This is a genomic window from Pseudomonas sp. NPDC087358 (assembly GCF_044900785.1).
Taxonomy (GTDB): Bacteria; Pseudomonadota; Gammaproteobacteria; order Pseudomonadales; family Pseudomonadaceae; genus Aquipseudomonas.
In genome coordinates, this window is record NZ_JBJDOA010000012.1 from 139,804 (window position 1) to 156,737 (window position 16,934).

The 16,934-nt window shown below is 58.7% G+C and carries 16 protein-coding genes; 8 read left to right on the top strand and 8 right to left on the bottom strand.

Going from position 1 to position 16,934, the window contains the following annotated elements; all coding sequences use genetic code 11:
- The first annotated feature begins 28 nt into the window (after window positions 1–28).
- From ACI2KS_RS23995 to ACI2KS_RS24015, 5 genes are read left to right on the top strand one after another with little or no spacing between them, the layout of a single operon-like run.
- Window positions 29–5,122 carry a phage tail tape measure protein gene (locus tag ACI2KS_RS23995; RefSeq protein WP_404623491.1) on the top strand — a complete coding sequence of 1,698 codons (5,094 nt, stop codon included), beginning with the start codon at window positions 29–31 and terminating at the stop codon, window positions 5,120–5,122.
- Window position 5,123: 1 nt separating this feature from the next.
- Complete coding sequence (locus ACI2KS_RS24000; RefSeq protein WP_404623492.1) at window positions 5,124–6,026, top strand: hypothetical protein; 903 nt, start codon at window positions 5,124–5,126, stop codon at window positions 6,024–6,026.
- Window positions 6,026–8,359 carry a hypothetical protein gene (locus tag ACI2KS_RS24005; RefSeq protein ID WP_404623493.1) on the top strand — a complete coding sequence of 778 codons (2,334 nt, stop codon included), beginning with the start codon at window positions 6,026–6,028 and terminating at the stop codon, window positions 8,357–8,359. Before ACI2KS_RS24000 ends, ACI2KS_RS24005 begins: the two co-directional genes overlap by 1 nt.
- A 9-nt stretch (window positions 8,360–8,368) precedes the next feature.
- Window positions 8,369–8,884, top strand: a complete 516-nt coding sequence (locus tag ACI2KS_RS24010; RefSeq protein WP_404623494.1) for a DUF4376 domain-containing protein — start codon at window positions 8,369–8,371, stop codon at window positions 8,882–8,884.
- Window positions 8,881–9,375, top strand: a complete 495-nt coding sequence (locus ACI2KS_RS24015) for a DUF1353 domain-containing protein (protein WP_404623495.1) — start codon at window positions 8,881–8,883, stop codon at window positions 9,373–9,375. The genes ACI2KS_RS24010 and ACI2KS_RS24015 overlap by 4 nt, the downstream gene beginning before the upstream one ends.
- A 6-nt stretch (window positions 9,376–9,381) precedes the next feature.
- Here ACI2KS_RS24015 and ACI2KS_RS24020 read toward each other — a convergent pair whose 3' ends face one another.
- A complete protein-coding gene (locus ACI2KS_RS24020) occupies window positions 9,382–9,882 on the bottom strand; it encodes a helix-turn-helix domain-containing protein (protein ID WP_404623496.1) in 501 nt (166 codons plus the stop codon).
- A gap of 88 nt (window positions 9,883–9,970) precedes the next feature.
- Between ACI2KS_RS24020 and ACI2KS_RS24025 the strand changes: the two genes are divergently transcribed.
- Both ACI2KS_RS24025 and ACI2KS_RS24030 read left to right on the top strand, forming a co-directional pair.
- On the top strand, window positions 9,971–10,465 hold the full coding sequence (locus ACI2KS_RS24025) for a glycoside hydrolase family 104 protein (RefSeq protein ID WP_404623497.1): 495 nt from the start codon (window positions 9,971–9,973) through the stop codon (window positions 10,463–10,465).
- A gap of 234 nt (window positions 10,466–10,699) precedes the next feature.
- Entirely contained in the window at window positions 10,700–10,942 is a 243-nt protein-coding gene (locus tag ACI2KS_RS24030) for a hypothetical protein (protein ID WP_404623498.1), read from the top strand.
- Between the two features lie 75 nt (window positions 10,943–11,017).
- Here the strand turns inward: ACI2KS_RS24030 and ACI2KS_RS24035 are convergent, their stop codons facing one another.
- The 6 genes from ACI2KS_RS24035 to ACI2KS_RS24060 form a co-directional block, all read right to left on the bottom strand.
- On the bottom strand, window positions 11,018–11,263 hold the full coding sequence (locus tag ACI2KS_RS24035) for a hypothetical protein (protein WP_404623499.1): 246 nt from the start codon (window positions 11,261–11,263) through the stop codon (window positions 11,018–11,020).
- Window positions 11,264–11,369: 106 nt separating this feature from the next.
- A complete protein-coding gene (locus tag ACI2KS_RS24040; protein ID WP_404623500.1) occupies window positions 11,370–11,675 on the bottom strand; it encodes a hypothetical protein in 306 nt (101 codons plus the stop codon).
- 1,242 nt (window positions 11,676–12,917) lie between these two features.
- Window positions 12,918–13,478, bottom strand: a complete 561-nt coding sequence (locus tag ACI2KS_RS24045) for a Smr/MutS family protein (RefSeq protein ID WP_404623501.1) — start codon at window positions 13,476–13,478, stop codon at window positions 12,918–12,920.
- Window positions 13,479–13,572: 94 nt separating this feature from the next.
- A complete protein-coding gene (locus ACI2KS_RS24050) occupies window positions 13,573–13,893 on the bottom strand; it encodes a hypothetical protein (RefSeq protein ID WP_404623502.1) in 321 nt (106 codons plus the stop codon).
- Window positions 13,894–14,128: 235 nt separating this feature from the next.
- Window positions 14,129–14,731 (bottom strand): cysteine hydrolase family protein, encoded by a 603-nt coding sequence (locus tag ACI2KS_RS24055; RefSeq protein WP_404623504.1) that lies wholly within the window; start codon window positions 14,729–14,731, stop codon window positions 14,129–14,131.
- A 62-nt stretch (window positions 14,732–14,793) separates the two neighbouring features.
- Entirely contained in the window at window positions 14,794–14,991 is a 198-nt protein-coding gene (locus tag ACI2KS_RS24060; RefSeq protein WP_404623505.1) for a hypothetical protein, read from the bottom strand.
- Between ACI2KS_RS24060 and prmB the strand changes: the two genes are divergently transcribed.
- Entirely contained in the window at window positions 14,984–15,892 is a 909-nt protein-coding gene (gene prmB / locus ACI2KS_RS24065) for a 50S ribosomal protein L3 N(5)-glutamine methyltransferase (protein WP_404623506.1), read from the top strand. The two genes, ACI2KS_RS24060 and prmB, sit on opposite strands and share 8 nt — an antisense overlap.
- 124 nt (window positions 15,893–16,016) lie before the next feature.
- On the opposite strand, the gene ACI2KS_RS24070 is transcribed toward prmB, so the two are convergent.
- Complete coding sequence (locus ACI2KS_RS24070) at window positions 16,017–16,817, bottom strand: hypothetical protein (protein ID WP_404623508.1); 801 nt, start codon at window positions 16,815–16,817, stop codon at window positions 16,017–16,019.
- Between the last annotated feature and the right edge of the window lie 117 nt (window positions 16,818–16,934).

The window sequence follows — 16,934 nt, forward strand, 5'->3', positions numbered from 1 at the left end:
GCGGGTTTTTTTATGCCTGGAGAAAAGTATGGCAGCGGATAGTCTCGGCCAGTTGACGGTTGACCTGATCGCCAACACTGGCGGGTTTGAAGCCGGGATGGACCGCGCGCAGCGCAGCTTGAAGTCAGCGACTAAAGAAGCTGCCTACCAAGCGACCCAGCTCGACAGGCTCGTAGGTCAGATTGATCCGGTCGTGGGCGCATATGGTCGCTTGGACAAAATGGAAGAGCAGCTTCGCGCTCACCGAAAAGCGGGACGTCTGGATTCGTCTGATTTTGACGATTATTTGAAGAAGCTGAACGACCAGCGCTCGGCGCTTGTTCAGACTGATTCCCTTGTTCAGAAAAATGCGATGTCGGCGAAGGCATACTCCGCGGCCCTTCGGAACGTACCAGCGCAATTCACCGATATCGCTGTTTCCCTGCAAGCTGGACAGGCTCCGCTGACTGTTTTCCTCCAGCAAGGTGGGCAACTGAAAGACATGTTTGGCGGGATCGGCCCTGCCGCAAAGGCGCTCGGTGGCTATGTCCTTGGTTTGGTGAATCCGTTCACCGTTTCAGCTGCGGCGGTGGTTGCACTCGCGCTGGCCTATAAGCAGGGCAGCGACGAGACCACGGCTTATCTGAAGTCGCTGGCCCTTACCGGCAACACTGCCGGGACTACCTCTGGGCAGCTTTCTGCGATGGCGCAGCAGGTTGCGCAAAGTAGCGGCACAGTTGGTAAAGCCTCCGAAGTACTCGCGCAGTTGGCGGGGTCGACAAAGATTCCGTCTGCCGCGTTTGAGATGCTCGCAGAGTCGGCGGTCAAGTTCGAATCTGCCACCGGCCAAGCTGCAAGCGAGACGGTTGCGAACTTCGAGAAAATCGCGAAAGACCCAGTAAAAGCATCGCTGGCGCTGAACGAATCACTGAATTACCTGACCGCCTCGACTTACGAGCAGATCAAGGCACTGCAAGACCAAGGCGACGCAGCAGGCGCCGCCAGCCTTGCCGAGTCCGAATACGCCAAAGCGCTGTCCACTAGATCCGACGCCATCAAAACGAACCTCGGCTCAATTGAACGTGGTTGGAACGCAGTTAAGTCAGCTGCCAAGGGCGCATGGGACGCGGTCCTCGATATCGGGCGCGAGAAAACCTACGAAGAGAAGATGGCCGACCTGCAGGCGCAGCTGGCGAATGCCCAGCGCCTAGGCTCCGGATCGCGCGGCGGCGGGGGCCGCGGAGTTGTCCAGGTTCAAGCCGATATCAACGACCTCACATTTGAGGAAGCCGACAGAACTCGCAGGGCAAAGGCCAAAGCTGAGGCGCAACAAGCTCAGCAGCAGTCGGTAACCGATGCGGTTTATCTGGACCACCTGCATGATGAGTTCGACACCAACGCGACGAAGCGCGCAGAGAAGCTTGCAGAGTACAAATCCGTTGTTACGCGTAAGCAGCTCGAAGCTGACAGGTCCGGCGACCAATCGCTGGCCATCAGCCAGGAACAGCAAGCCAAAGACATTGCGGACATCAATGCGAAGTGGGCGGACCAGAAAACCAAAGCGGTAAAGGCCTATGTCGAAGACGCCGGCACCAAAGAACTAGACCAAGCAAAGCAGCAATATGCGGTCCTGCAACAGCAGTCGGAGCAGCTCGACGAGCAGACGGGGAAGCTGAAGGCTCTGGGTCCCGCTCAGCAAGAGCTGATCAAGTGGGAGCAAGAGCTAGCGGACATAAAGGACAAGAAAACCCTTACTGCCGCTCAAAAAGCACTGCTAGCCACTGCCGACCAGATCACTGCTCAAAAGACCGTGAACGCGGCGCTGGAAAAAGATACGCAGGCGCGGACGGAATCGGCTGAGCAGCAGAAACAACTCGCAGAGTTCACCCAGGCTCAGGCTGATGCGCTTTCTCGCTTCCAGCAGGGGTTGGACAACCAGGTAACCGGCATCGGTCTGGGCGCTGAAGGTCGCAAGCGTCTGCAGGACGATCTGGCGCTCCAGAACGACTACGCCAATCAAGTCGAGCGTCTACGTCGGGACAAGGTTGCTGGGAAAATCACCCAAGACACCTATGACAAACAGAAGGCGATCCTCCAGGACACGCTCGACAAAGAGCTCCAGGCCTACAAGGACAACTACGGCAAAATCGACGCCGCCCGCGCGCAGTGGCAGAACGGGATGACCGCGGCGCTGCAGGACTACTCCTACGAAGCTGCGGACATCGCCGGGCAGACTTACGGCCTGGTCACGGATGGCCTGCACGGCGTCGAAGATGCGTTCGTCGAGCTGGCCAGCAGCGGCAAGTTCAGCTTTAAGAGTCTGGCAGACTCTGTCATAGCCGACCTTGCGCGCATCGGAGCGAAAGCTCTGGTGATCATGCCGCTGCTGTCGTTCTTGGGCCTGAGCGGCGATTCCTCCGGTGGTGCTGGCGCTAGTGGTGCCCTTTCAGGGCTTGGCGGTGGCGGCGGACTCAGCTCTCTACTCAACAACGTGAGCAGTGTCGTATCGGTGGCCGGCAGCAAGCTGGGCCAAGCCATAACTTCCGGCTGGACTGGCGGCGACGGCATCATAGGTGGGATTCAGGGGGCTTTCACCAACGGCGCCGACTACATCGGATCGGTGATCACTGGCGCCTTCAGCACAGGCTCCGCCACCGCTGCGCAGGTCGCGGGTAATTTCGCCGCATCCACTACGCCGGCGACGGTTGACCTCATCAGCAACACGGTGAGCGTTGGCGGTCAGACGGTGGGCACCGCGTCAGGTATGACCGCATCGGCTGCAACGTCGAGCCTGGCATCGTTGAGCACCGTCCTGAGCTATGTCGGCGCTGTGTATTCGGTCATCCAGTCATTCCAGCAGTACGGGATCAAAGGCGGAGCGACCACGGCAGGTTTTGCGGCTGCTGGCGCAGCAATCGGAACATGGGTGTTCCCGGTGGTCGGTACGGCACTGGGGGCGGCCATCGGCGCCGTCGTGGGTTCGATCGCATCGAGCAAGCTGTTCAGCAGCGGTGAGAAATATCCTGATACCAGCACGTCCGGCCAGGTCGAGTACTCGAACGGGGCTTTGACCAACCTCGGCACGGTACAAGGCTGGCAGACCAAGGCGCCGAAATTCGGTGATGCTGCTGACGCTCAGATCGCGACGACTCTCGGGAAATTCACGTCCACCCTCGGCATGCTGTACGACACCTTGGGCAATGGCGCGGACGTCTATGCCTACAACACGCTTCAGGTTCGCAAGACTTCGGGCAAGTACTCCACGACGTTTGGCGCGACCCTGGACAACGGCACCGGCATCGGCCTGGATGATCGTCAGCAGTTCAACGCGGCAGACGCCGCTGCGGCGCTGACCGAAAACTACGACAACATCATGGGCACCTTCCTCGCGAAGGCGATCGTCAGTTCGGTGTCTCTGCCTGACTACTTCAAGGCACAGTTCACCGACTTCGCCAACAGCTGGGACACTACCGCTGACGAGGTGATCAAGGCGATCGAGGGCGTTTTCACCCGCTTCAACGGGGTGAACGATGCGCTGTCCCTGATCAACGTCAACAATCTGAAGCTCGACAACACCGGGCTGATGGCGTCTGACTCGATCCTGAACATGATCGGCGCGATGTCGGATCTCGACACCACGACCGCGACCGCGAAGGAGAAGGTCGACGCACTGAACACCGCTGTAAGCACGTACTACAAGGCGTTTTTCAGTGCCGATGAGCAGTTCGCCGACCTGACCAAGAGCTTGAAAGGGGCCTTTGCTGGATTCGGCCTGGAGCTGCCCGACACCCGCTCGGCATATCGAGCCATGGTCGAGGACATTGACGTCACGACCACTGCCGGCCAGGCGATGTTCGCCACGCTGGTTGGCCTGGCCACCAGTGCCGACTCCTACTACTCGACCCTGGGTCAGAAGGCCGCAGACGCGCAGCAGGCGGCGGCAGATGCCGCGCAGAAGATTACCGATGGTCTGATGCAGGGAGCAAACGACGCTTTCAACGCGCTTCAGCGATCGATTACCGCGCAGAAGGCGTCGCTCAATGATCTGTTGACGGCCGCGAATACGAACGTCAGCGATCTCACCGGAGTGAGCAATGACCTGAGCTCTGCTCTGAAGACGCTTCACGGGAATTCGGACACTGCTACGACCATGCTGCGCGCTCAGGCGCAGGCGACGCTACAAAGTGCGCTGGCAACGGCCCGGGCTGGTGGGTCGCTGGCGAATGTCACGGGCTTGAGCGATGCCCTTGACGCGGTGAGCAGCAACAACACCGACATGTATGCCTCGCTTGAGGACTTCAATCGTGATCAAGGCAGGGCGGCGGCGCTGATCGATGAGCTGAACACGCTCAACGGCAAGCAGCTAACAAACGCTGAGAAAACGGTGAAGGCTCTGCAGGATCAGCTCGATCGCCTCGACGACCAGTTGGAGTTCGCGCAGGCCCAGCTCGATGCATTGAACGGTGTGGACAACTCGGTAATGACCGTCACAGAAGCGGTCAACGCGATGAACGCCGCCGTGGTCGCAGCGCTTGGCAATATCAAGTCGGCTACGCCCGGGAACACCTCAACGCTGATCGATTCGGTTTACCAGGACGTGCTCGGCCATAACGCTGACACGGCCGGGAAAAACTACTGGCAGAACCAGGTTTCCAGCGGTTCTCTTGGGGTTGATCAGCTGGCTGAGGCAATCAAAAACGCCGCCGCGCAAGACGCCATCAAGAGCGCTTACAACTCGGTACTTCACCAAGAAGCCGACGCAGCAGGCGCGAAGTATTGGGCAGACCAGGTGTCATCTGGCGCCCTGACGGTTGCTCAACTGGCTGAAGCCATCAAGAACGCCGCCAAAGCCAACGGATCAATCCAGGCATTCGCTAAAGGGACAAACAGCTGGGACGGCATGCCGGCCTTGGTGGGCGAGTTCGGCCCGGAAATCGTCTCGCAGGACAGCCTGGGATCGAGAACGATTTATCCAGCCCAGAAGTCACGGGCGCTTCTGAATCCGGGTGATAGCGACGGACAAGACAGGGAAGACACGCAAAATTTCCGAGACAAGGTGGTCAAGAAAATGAACGAGATCGCCCGGAACACCGGATGGCTCGATGCCTGGAACAACGACGGCATGCCGGCCGTGAGGGCTTGATATGCAGATCATCAGACCCAGAGACATCACGCCGGCAGTGCTTGCAAGCAGCAACGTTCCAGAAAACGACTATCCAGAGTGGGTCACAGGAACCTACAACCTTGGATCGAGGGTGATCATCGCCGCGCAGCACAAGATTTATGAGGTCGTGGCGCCGGTCAGCACTACCGACGCCCCTCTGGTCGGTATCGCAAAGGCCACTCCTACATGGATAGAGGTAGGGCCAACCAATCGCTGGAGGATGTTCGACGGCAGTGTCGGGACATTAACCACGAATCCCGGGTCGATCGTCGTGGTGTTCACGCCTGGGAAGGTGGTCAATTCGCTCGCCCTCTTCAATCTTGAAGGCCGGTCGGTCCGGGTAACGATGGTCGATCCCACGGATGGAATGGTCTACGACAACACGATCGCATTGGTGACCGGCGTTTCCACCTGGTACGACTACTTCTTCGCTGAGCTGGAAACGCGCAGCGATATCGTGCTGACCGACATGCCCGCATACGGCACGGCGTCAATCACCGTGACGATCACCTCTGGTACCGCAACTGCTGCGGTAGGGCACCTGGTCATAGGGCAGCTGACCGACATCGGCTGCACAGGATACGGCGCTTCGGTAGGTGCGATCAGTTACAGCCGCAAGGACAGAGACGCCTTCGGCAATCCAATCATCGTCAAGCGCTCCAACGCCAAGCGTGCGGGTTTTGACGTGTCGTTCGACACGGCCAGGCTGGCAACCATCCAGAGAATTTTCATCGATCTCGATGCCGTTCCGGTCGTCTGGATCGGTTCGCCGTTGCCGCAGTACGAGGGGACGGTGGTGTTCGGGTTCTATCGCGATTTTGATCTGAATTACGAGGGGCCGAAGATCTCGCGCGGCTCCATCAACATTGAGGGTGTCACCTAATGGCCGTACCAAACATTGCAACGCTGCCAGAAGCGCCGAACCGCGGCGACGCCCCGTCAGACTTCTCGGCCAAGGCCGATACGTTCGTGGCGGCGCTTCCACCGTTCGTAGCTCAAACAAACGCTGTCGTCGCCGCGATCAATGCCTACGCTCCGACCATTGACGGGGCAGCTGCTGCCGGTGCCCAGGCCTCCGCTGCTGCTGTAACTGCCACTGCTGCCGCTGCCGCCGCCGGCGCTGCAATTAACCTGGCACCATACGGCAACCCTGGCGACTCGTTGCAGGTCAATGCCACGCGTAACGGTCTTGCATTCGGCCCGAACGACGGCAATGTTGGCGACATTCGTTACGGTCTGAAGGCACCGGCTTCAACTTGGGTTCTAGCCAATGCTGGCATTCGTTCGCAAGTTTCGATGCCCACATTCTTTGCTGCGTTGGGGCTTCTTAGTCCGAACGTCGCGCAAGCTTGGGCCACCGTCACGCCTTCGCCTGCCATTACCGGCGCCACCGTCGATATTTCCAGTAACCAGAACAGCGGCGTTGTTATCGCCGTGTTGGCTGGTACGACTGGCGCTGCTATGCGTTCGACCGACTACGGGGCGACGTGGACAGCCATAACTTTATCGCTTCTTGTAGGAAACACTGCAACTTGCATAACTTGCGATGGCGCCGGTACATGGTACGTCGGTTCTAACGGAATGATCGTAAGCCGGGACGATGGCCTTACTTGGCAAGCTACCGGTGTGACGGGTATCGTATCCCGTGTTTCTGCCGCTCCTAACGGTGTAGTTATCGCTACGCTTGCGGCCACTTCTACCACACTTTGGCGTTCGGGTGATTACGGCTCAACTCTAAGCGCGCCAACCACCGGAGCAACAGCGGTTCATGCGTGTGTTGCGAACGACGGCAAAGGGACATGGATTGTAGGCGCAGGCACGCAGCTTCGTCGTTCGGTAGACGATGGCGTTACATGGTCGTTAGCCTTCACCGCAGCCGCCGCACCAACCGCTATTGCAACCGATAAGCAAGGCAACTGGATGACTTCGGGCGCAACTGCGGCGTCCGGTACATACAAGTCCCCTGATAACGGGTTGACTTGGAACCTTATTACGATGGCTACCGCCGCTGTAACCGATATTACATACGGAACAGGAATGTTTGTTTTCGTACGTAGTGTTTCGCCGCAGGTTGGGTTTTTGCCAACGGCTGGTGATTCGGTGGTAGTAACCTATCCGGCAACCGGTGTGCTTGCCAGTGCATCCCGTGTAACAAGTTCGGGTAAGGGAATCTTCAACGTCGCGGATACTGCCAACACGAACGTTCTTCGTTCTATCCCAACCTACGGCTATGACTATACCTCTCAATTCAAATTGCCTGATGCACCCGCGCCGAACGGGTTGCAGTCTTGGGTTAAAGCCGGGTTGCAATTTTTTGGTAGCGGTGCACTGTTTAAAGCAATCCCGGCGGCAAGCACCGGAATATTTGCTAACGATTCCGCAAGCGATGGGCAACAGGTGATGGTGGCGGTAGGTGCCGCCGGATTGATACGCCGAAGCATTGACGGCGGCAAAACTTGGGCTACCGTTGGCGCTGGCGTAACTACTAGGGTTTTAACATCTGTAGTTACCAATAAAAAAGGCGTTTGGATTATCGGTGGTGCGGGCGACTTAATTCTTCGTTCTACCGACAATGGTGCAACTTGGAGTGCACCTGCGTACGTCGGTAACGATGGAATTGCATCACTTGTTATAGGTCTAAATGATGTCGTCGTAGCGACTCGCGTGAATTCGATGATTCTTCGTTCGACCGATATGGGTCTTACGTGGCTCGCTACCAGTTTAACAACGACTGCTGCATCGCAGTTAATATGCACCGATAAGAAAGGCAATTGGCTGCATATCGCAGGCGCTACGGTTAGTAGAAGTACAGATAACGGATTAACTTTTCCGACGACATCTGCGCTCGGCGTATCTAATGCGACAGACATCGAAATGTTTCCAAATGGGACAGTTCTTGTCAGTGCAGCAATTTCGGGAAACGCAAGAAAATCAACCGATTTCGGTTTGACATGGGGTGCGCTTTCTGGGATTTCCGCTTCGGCAACTTTGGTAACTTCCTCGCAGCTTGGATACTTGATTCAGTACGTCAAGCAAAGCAGTGTTACCGCTATTCAATGGTCGGGCGACTCTGGCGCAACGTGGACCAACTGTGCGACAACCACGAACGGTACAATTATTAGTGCCTATTCTATATCCTACACAATAGAGAACGGCTATGTTGTTTTGCAAAACAATACTGGAGTTTTCGCTATTGCCCCTGACACATACATTTAAGGAATAGTTATGCAGACCGTTTACCTTTGGGGTGAATACGATATTTATTTTGCCAGCCGTGAGGTTGACGAATCGGGCGACTTGCCTGCGTGTTGCACCTTCACCGTTCCGCCTGAACTGACGGGCGAGCAAGTGGCCCGCTGGACGGGCGCGGGCTGGGAGTTACTGGAGAGCCGGCCGCAGCCGGTTGTGGTCGAACCCGCATGGCCAGACCTGATCGCCGCGCGTCGCTACGTGGCGGAAGTGGGCGGGACCACGGTGGAGGGCATGCCCATCGAAACGGATGACCGCAGTAAGCTGCTCATCAACGGCGCAGCGCTTCGGGCGAACCGAGATGTCGACTACGTGCTGCGCTGGAAGACGTCCGAGGGCTTCGTCGATCTGACGGCCGCGCAGGTTCTGGCTGTCGCTGATGCTGTGAGTGAGCATGTGCAGCTTTGCTTCGACCGTGAGGACGCGTTGCTCGGCTCCGTGGCTGACGGCTCGATCACCGCCGAACTGATCGAAGAGGGCTGGCCAGCATGACCGCGGCCGTCGGCAAGTTCGATATCAAACCCGCTGTGCGCTTTGTCAGCCGCTGGAATGTGCAGCTGCTGGAACCACTGACATTCCACGACCCGCTGTACGGGCTGTTGACGGTGCCCGCCGGGTTCACGAGCGACCTGGCCTCGATCCGCATCCTGCGCGAGGTCTGTCGCTGGGCCGCCCTGGCCGCGCTGGTCGGCTGGATTGTTGCGTGGGGGTGGCTGGCCACCGCGTTGCTGGTCCTGGCCATCGTCGCCTTGGCGCTGTATGGCCTGCTCGCCGGTTACGGCATGCGCGCCGCGATCCTGCATGACTGGCTGTACACCGTGGGCCTTCTGCCGCGCGGTCCATCCGACGCTGTGTTCTACCGGGCGAATACCACCGGTGACGGGACGGCGCGATGGCGTGCCGCCATTTTCTGGCAGGGCGTCAGGCTCGGCGGATCAACCTCATACACCTCAACCCCGACCAGTTCGGGGCTTGCAGGATAGAGAACTTCAATTCGTTTTTGGCCCGGCCACTGGGCGTGTAAGCGTAAGCGTTCGGAGATCGTCAGGGGGCGCGTTCAGTCGATCGAGACACTGAGCTATATGGTCCTTTGCAGAGCGGTCGTCCCCGGAATCCATGAGCCGTGAGATTTCTGCTATTGCGCTGGCGGTGGCCCAGATGCTGGAGCGCAGCTGCTCAACGAGCTCCTTCCCCGCGGCCTCGTCAATACTGTAGTCGGCGCGCAGCTGGCTCGCTAGAGAAGGGGAGGATGTTTCGGCAGGCAAGCCGGGCAGGTCAGCGGGGCGCCCGTTTCTTTCGCCGGTGAGCAGATACGGGATGTCTACACCGACGGCAGAAAGCTTAGCTAGATAATCGGCCCTTGGAATGCGCGTACCTCGCTCATAAGCGCCTTGGGCGTTTGCTCGGACGCCGCCAATGGCGGCTATTGTTGCTTGGTTGTAACCCAAGCGCTGTCTTTCAATCCTCAAGCGAAATCCCAATTTCTTCATCCCAACCTCCTGTTTGTGTACGGCCCGATGATCCACCTAAATAACTTTGCCCGCCACTGCGGGCTTTTTCTTGCCTGGAGAAAAGTGGATGGCTCGAATTTCTGAGAAGACGGCCGGCGGCCGCAATGTGTTGGCGTTCCTCGACATGCTGGCGTTCAGCGAAGGGACAGCGACCAGTCGCTACACCCGCGACGAAGGCTACGACGTCATCGTTGGCGGCATCGACAGCCCGAACGTGTTCACCGGCTATGGCGATCACCCGGGCGTGCTGGTCACTGTGAACAGCAAAGGCTTGAAGTCCACCGCGGCGGGGCGGTATCAGCTCCTACAGCGCTGGTGGATGCCGTATCGAAAGTCGCTGGCGCTGAAAGACTTCTCACCGGTCAGCCAGGACATGGTCGCCATCCAGCAGATACGCGAGCGCGGCGCGTTGCCTGACATCATGGTCGGACACATCGCCACCGCGATCGACAAGGTGTCGAACATCTGGGCGAGCCTGCCAGGCGCCGGATATGGCCAGCGTGAGCACAAGCTAGAGGATTTGCTCGCCCGGTACTACGCGGCGGGCGGGATCCTAGCGTAGGGTTAGAACATGTCGTCAAGGGGGGCAAGGGGAGCCAGCATCAACACCTCAGCGCGCTCGATTGCTGAATGGTGGCTTCCGCATAGTAAGCCGTTTAGCGCGATCCTTGAAAAAATGCGGAATTCATCCCAGCCGTCTCGACTCCTTGATATTGAACGCATCTCCTCTCCTCCGAAGAGCTAGGTGCGAGTTAGCCGTAGTTATTTCTCAATTTGCTCTAAGGAGAGCGCAGTAATGATGGAGCTTACTGGTGAGTCATTTTTACCAGACGACGTGCTCGAGGATGCGGCTGCGCTGCTGCGCATGTTACAGGACACACGGTCGGCGGCTATGGCGACCAAAAGCGGAATTGCTTGCGAGGACTACGTAAGGGACAGCGTCGCCAGTGGAAAGATTTCGGCCGCCGACGCCAAACGGCTTTACGCAGTTTTCGACGCAGCGCTAGAGATCAAAATCAGATCGTTTATAAATGACTGAGGTCGCCGTCAAGCGAGCCGCAGGGTGTCTATGCGGCCTCCGTAAGCGGCGGCAGTATTTAGCGCGCTGGGTTGATCACCCGCGTACCGATTCCTGCAGCCTTTTCTGAACCGCGTCGTCGAAGATGATGTAAAGCGCCTCTATCTCTGCCGGTTTGAGCCGTTTGGCGGTTTCGAGCCCCAGGATGAACGCGATCTGCATCGCTCCTTCGCGCTCGATGGCCTCCCTGTCGCTCGCAGCACTAAGAGCACGCACTGAATCATCGATCTTACCTTGTAGGCCTTTCGGGAGCCGAAGTTCTCCGATGCGTTCTTGTGGCATCGGACTGTCCTGAAAACCTTCAAAGGCGGGGACGATATCGGCACGTGGCAGTGGCGGCATCCTTTCTCGCTAAACTCTCCGACTCGATTCCCATCCGTTGAGCATCTTAAAACGGTGGGATGTGAACGCGGGGCTCGGCGAGCTTCACTACCATATCCTGCAAGTGCCGATTCTGCTCATATAACTGCTGATTGCTCTGGCTGAGGCTGGACATCTCGCCGATTCGCATCACCAGGGATGTCTGCCCCTTCGCTGCAATCTCCCTTCTCAACCGGTCCCGCTCGTTAGTGAGGTCGGTCAGCATGTCGACCAGTTGCGCCACATTTTGACGATGCCGGCTTACCTCTTCCCGCAGCGTTTCGTTATCCATTTCGATCAGTTGCACGTTTTCAGCGTCGTAGTCGATGCCCAAGGCGGTATCCTCAATACTGTTCGGATATACAGTAATTGATTCAGGCTGATCGATGCTAGCCGGGGTGACGAGATGCCCGCGGAATTGGTGGAGAGGTCGGCAGAACGCCGGGGATGGTTAGGCAGCCCGTACCAATTTTTGTACCAATGCATGTGTTTGAGGGGTTTTGGTGGGTAAGCCAAAGTATGGAAGCCCCTGATTTTACTGGTTTTCGCTACTTTGGCCGTCCCTGCAAAACCCCCAGAAAATATCCGTGTAGTTCTGTTCCAGTGTCACAGGGGTGTGTTCCGTGTGGGTTCAAAAAAACGCAGGGTCAATGGCCTGCAAAGGCGCACATAGTAGCCTAGCTCGGCGGGCAGGTGTATGGCGGGTGACCGACAAAGCTGCGGCAAGTCGACGCCCCGGCCGGCCCGCGGCACCTTTACCTAACCTTTACCGAGGGCTTATGTCGAAATGTGTCGGCCTGGTGTCTGAGTTAATGGGTGACAGATGCCCGGATGAAGAGAGTGTCTATGATGTTTAGCCGAATCGCGAAAATCGCACTGGTGATCGCTCTGACGTCGTCGGTTTCGGGATGTTTCTTTGGCCCTGGATGGGGGCGTCACGGCGGTTGGGATCACCGCCATTACGATGGTGGCCACTACGAGGAAGGGCGGGGCGGTTACGGCCCCGGACCCGGTTATTATCGCCGCTGATCTTCACTGACCCGATCAGGTGTGTATGCCCTGATCGCTGACAACCTGTCGAACCTGGGCCGCGACGTGAGTGCTCTCTCGTCGCGGCCTTTTTTGTTCGGGGTGGCGCCAGGTATCGGTTTCGGTACGCAATGGCTACCAAACGCTGACGTGGTTTGTCGCAGTTGTGCTGTCAGACTTTGCAGGTGATGAATGCCTGCCGTTGAGAGAGTAATGAAATGTTGAGTCGTATAGCGAAAGTCGCGATGGTCATCGCGGTGATGTCTGCCATGTCCGGCTGCTGGCCTTTCTGGGGCCCGGGCGGTGGTGGACATGGGGGTGGGCATGGAGGCGGTGGTGGCGGTCACTATGAAGGCGGCGGCCCTGGCGGCGGCGGTGGTGGCCAGGGCGGTGGCGGGCCGGGTGGGCGATAACCCTGTCGCTGAGGCCTGACCTGTAGCAGCCCGGCCCGCCGGCGCTGGCGGTTTCATACACGCCCGCCGGCAAGCCGTGCTGCTGCACGCGAACCGGGATCATCCGCCATTCTCAGACTGGACTGAACCCGGCTTTACTCGTCCCGCCCTTCCATCATCGTGCGCTTGAGCATGACGTACACCGCGCCCGCGCCGCCATGTTTGGCGATGCACGAGGTAAAGCCCAATACCTGCTGGTGCTGACGCAACCAAGTGTTGACGTGGCTCTTGATCATCGGCCGTTTGCCATCCAGGCGCACGGCCTTGCCATGGGTGATGCGCACGCAGCGGATTTCCAGCTTCGCCGCCTCGGCCAGAAACTCCCACATGGTTTCCCGCGCCATCTCCACGCTCATGCCGTGCAGGTCCAGACTGCCTTCAAAGCTGATCTGCCCCAGTTTGAGTTTGCGCATCTGGCCTTCCTGAACGCCGTCACGCGCCCAGTAAAGCAAGTCTTCGGGACCGACATCGATCACGAATTGATCGGACAGGCCGTCCACGGTAATCGTCGCATCAGAGCGCACGGTCGCCGCCTGCCGCAGCCGGGCCAGATTCTTGCGATCGGGTTTGGGTTTGCCCACGTCGGCGTGTTCAGTCTTGATCGGCTTTACGCCGCGAGTCTCACTTCTGAACAGGGAAAAGTCGTCGTCTTGCATGTTGGTCTCCGCGAAGGGCGCCAGTTTAACCAAGTCACGCCCTGATCGGCGCGACTAAAACGTGCAAATGGCTGCGGATGACACGGGGAAGGGGTCAGTCGTGTTTCTTCATCAGGTGAGGGGACATGTTCAGCTGGCCGGCACGACGACGACGCAGGCGGCTGCGACGCCAGAGCCAGACACCGATGTACAGCACCAACAGGCCGACGACAATCGTCACCACGGCACCGGCAGGGCTTGCATTGAGTTCACCCAGTGCCGCCGGATGGCCGATCAGGCTGGCGATGCCGGCCATGGCCAGCAGCACGCCGGCGGTGGCGAAAATTGCGGATATTGCGGCGCCCAGGCGCATCCGCCAGTTGCTCTGGCCTTTGGGGCGCAGGCGACGGGCATCGAAACCATCGGATATCTTCATTCCGACTTCCTCTATAGGTATCGGCGCTCTGACCAGCTTACGTCGGGGTGGTTCCCGTCTGGCCAGTGCTCAAAGGCAGACACGCGTGATTAACGGATAGGCGGTTGGCTGCGGTAGGTCACAACCTGTGATGCTTGCATTTGTACGCTTTTTCTTCAGGAACTGCCGGGAAATCATAGCCGGGCCTGGTCAGGGCCGTGCAATTACGGGTCAGTTCCTGATGAACAGGGTCAAATCAGATCAGATCCTTGGTCAAGGCAAGCGTGGCGAAGTTGTCGTTCATGATCGCCATTTCGGTCTGCTGCACGATTTCGGCCTTGATTACGCCGCTGGGCGTTGGCAAGTCGCGGGTGGCGCAAGCGTCTTCGACCAGGGTACAGCGGTAGCCGTAATCCTTGGCGGCACGAACCGTGGTGCTGATGCTCGAATGGCTCATGAAGCCGCAGACCACCAGATCCAGATGGCCGAAGCTCTGCAGCAGGTCATGCAGGCCGGTGCCATTGAACGCGTTGGGCAGGCGTTTCTCGACGACGGTCTCGTCACCCTGGGGCAACAGCTCGGGGACGAATTCGCCGCGCGGCCCTTGAGGGTCGAACATGCCGCCGACAGTGCCCAGATGGCGCACGTGGATGATCCGGCATTTGGCAGCGCGGGCACTGGCAACCAGTTTGACGATGTTATCGATGGCGTGTTGAACCCCGGTCAGGGCCAGCGGGCCGCTGAGGTACTCTTTCTGTGCGTCGATGATGATCAGCGTGGCATTGCTCAAGGTGGCCGCCGCGTAACCACGGCCACTGAGTTGAAACATGGTCTTTGGACCGGTGTTTGAAACAGACATCTGGGGCTCCTTCGAGTGGGGCTTTTGCCACATTGTCCACTGGCTGAGCGATTCTGTGAATCTCAATGCTCACAGGCGTCGCTTTTGCCGGGCTTGAGCCTGTCGAGCAGGTCGCGGTTACTGTCATATTGCCTGCAAAACGCAGGAAAGGCTGTGGAAACTTTTACGCCGCGCTTCGCCGCAGGGCGCAGGCATCGTTTGTTGCGGCGATGGCTGATAGAATCGCCCGTCGTTTTTTTCAAGGAGTTTGCCGTGATCACTTCCCGCCTGCGCACCCTGCGCGATCATATCCGTTGGGCGGTCAGCCGCTTTCACGGCGAAGATCTGTTTTACGGTCACGGCACCGACAACGCCTGGGACGAAGCCCGTCAACTGGTGCTGGGCGCTCTGCACCTGCCTTGGGAAATTTCGGACAACTACCTGGACTGCAACCTGGAAGACGACGAACTGGTCAACGTGCAGCGCCTGATCAAGCGCCGCATCGACGAGCGCGTCCCCACTGCCTATCTGCTGGGTGAGACCTGGTTCTGCGGAATGTCGTTCATCGTCGATGAGCGGGTACTGATTCCTCGCTCACCCATCGGCGAGCTGATCGAACACCGGTTCGAGCCCTGGCTTGCCCATACGCCTCTGCGCATTCTCGACCTGTGCACCGGTTCCGGTTGCATCGGTATCGCCTGTGCCGACGTTTTCCCTGGCGCCGAAGTGGTGCTGGCCGACCTGTCCTTCGAAGCGCTTGAAGTCGCCAACCAGAACATCGAACGCCATGGTGTGGACGAGCGCGTCTACACGGTGCAGGGCGATGGTTTCGATGGGTTGCCGGGGCAGCGCTTCGACTTGATCGTCTCCAATCCGCCTTATGTCGATGCCGAGGATTTCGCCGACATGCCGGACGAGTATCAGCACGAACCCGAGCTGGCGCTGGCGTGCGGTGACGACGGCTTGAATCTGGTACGGCGCATGCTCGCGCAGGCGGCCGATCACCTGAACGAGAAGGGGCTGTTGATTGTTGAAGTCGGTAACAGTCAGGTGCACGTCGAAGCGCTGTACCCGGAAGTGGATTTCGCCTGGCTGGAGTTTCAGCGCGGCGGCCACGGGGTGTTCATGCTGACCGCGGCGCAGTGTCGTGAGCATCAGGCGGTTTTTGCTGCGCGGGTTTGATCCATCAGCTGAACCTGCTGTAGGAGTGAGCGTGCTCGCGACGGTGTTCTTGCAGTCAACATAGCCGTGGCAGACAGACGTCGATCGCGAGCAGGCTCACTCCTACAGGTTTTTGCGTCGGGATCTACCGATGCGTCGCAATCCAGATCAACAGCCCGGCCTGGAACACCGCGAAGGTCACCAGGCAGGCAATGGTGAAGCGCAGGCCACTGTCATCCCGGCGATATTTACCGACCCTGTCCTCGGCTTTCTTGATCGTGACTTCCTGTTCCTGAATCTTCTGCTCGGCTTGCTGCAGCATGTGCGCGGCATCGAGGATTTCGACGATCTGCACCTTGTCGGTGTTCCAGCTGTTATTCAGGTTGCCGACCTTGGCTTCATTGACGCTGCCCTTCAGATGCTGAGGGTCGGCATAAGCCACCTCCAGGCCCTGGGTCTTGAGGAAGTGATCGCGCCGGGTGCGGGTGTCTTCGTTGAGCGCATCCTTGTTGGCCAGCGCCGTGCCCTCGACCTTGTACTCGGACCAGCGCTTCTGCGCCCAGTGGATGCCTTGAGCCAGCATGAAGCGGCCCAGCCCGCGGTTCCAGGGTTCGATCTGCAGGCCCGATTCCGGGCCGACGCGCACCGCGTGGCTGGCGTGGTCAACCCAGATATCCAGCTGATTCTGTTCTTTGCGGGTTTTTTGCCCGGGCAGGTGGTAGGTCATGCGCAGCAGGCTGAATTCCCTGCTGTGACGCTCGGCGCGGCCGAACTCGACGAAGCGCAGCGGACGGCCGCCGGTCGCGCGATCGGTCGGCAAGGGCGCCAGACGCAGCAGCGAAAACTGCTCGGCCTGCACCTCTTCCCATAATACCGGGGCGGCCACTTCACCTGCGTTGGCTTCACTCGGGGCGACCGCTTCGGCCTCAATCGTTGCTTGTGTCATCACGCCATCCTGTTCTCGACATTGCTCGGCAAACGCAATGCCAGCAACCCGCTATCGGCCGTTTTCGGCGAAGCTGAAGGGAGAACCGTGCAACAAAGGCCATGACAGGCCCTGTAG

What these genes read in the sequence shown, in the direction of transcription:
- ACI2KS_RS23995 (WP_404623491.1), top strand. Translation starts at nt 29, where the DNA reads ATGGCAGCGGATAGTCTCGGCCAGTTGACGGTTGACCTGATCGCCAAC.
- ACI2KS_RS24000 (WP_404623492.1), top strand. Translation starts at nt 5,124, where the DNA reads ATGCAGATCATCAGACCCAGAGACATCACGCCGGCAGTGCTTGCAAGC.
- ACI2KS_RS24005 (WP_404623493.1), top strand. Translation starts at nt 6,026, where the DNA reads ATGGCCGTACCAAACATTGCAACGCTGCCAGAAGCGCCGAACCGCGGC.
- ACI2KS_RS24010 (WP_404623494.1), top strand. Translation starts at nt 8,369, where the DNA reads ATGCAGACCGTTTACCTTTGGGGTGAATACGATATTTATTTTGCCAGC.
- ACI2KS_RS24015 (WP_404623495.1), top strand. Translation starts at nt 8,881, where the DNA reads ATGACCGCGGCCGTCGGCAAGTTCGATATCAAACCCGCTGTGCGCTTT.
- ACI2KS_RS24020 (WP_404623496.1), bottom strand. Translation starts at nt 9,882, where the DNA reads ATGAAGAAATTGGGATTTCGCTTGAGGATTGAAAGACAGCGCTTGGGT.
- ACI2KS_RS24025 (WP_404623497.1), top strand. Translation starts at nt 9,971, where the DNA reads ATGGCTCGAATTTCTGAGAAGACGGCCGGCGGCCGCAATGTGTTGGCG.
- ACI2KS_RS24030 (WP_404623498.1), top strand. Translation starts at nt 10,700, where the DNA reads ATGATGGAGCTTACTGGTGAGTCATTTTTACCAGACGACGTGCTCGAG.
- ACI2KS_RS24035 (WP_404623499.1), bottom strand. Translation starts at nt 11,263, where the DNA reads ATGCCACAAGAACGCATCGGAGAACTTCGGCTCCCGAAAGGCCTACAA.
- ACI2KS_RS24045 (WP_404623501.1), bottom strand. Translation starts at nt 13,478, where the DNA reads ATGCAAGACGACGACTTTTCCCTGTTCAGAAGTGAGACTCGCGGCGTA.
- ACI2KS_RS24050 (WP_404623502.1), bottom strand. Translation starts at nt 13,893, where the DNA reads ATGAAGATATCCGATGGTTTCGATGCCCGTCGCCTGCGCCCCAAAGGC.
- ACI2KS_RS24055 (WP_404623504.1), bottom strand. Translation starts at nt 14,731, where the DNA reads ATGTCTGTTTCAAACACCGGTCCAAAGACCATGTTTCAACTCAGTGGC.
- ACI2KS_RS24070 (WP_404623508.1), bottom strand. Translation starts at nt 16,817, where the DNA reads ATGACACAAGCAACGATTGAGGCCGAAGCGGTCGCCCCGAGTGAAGCC.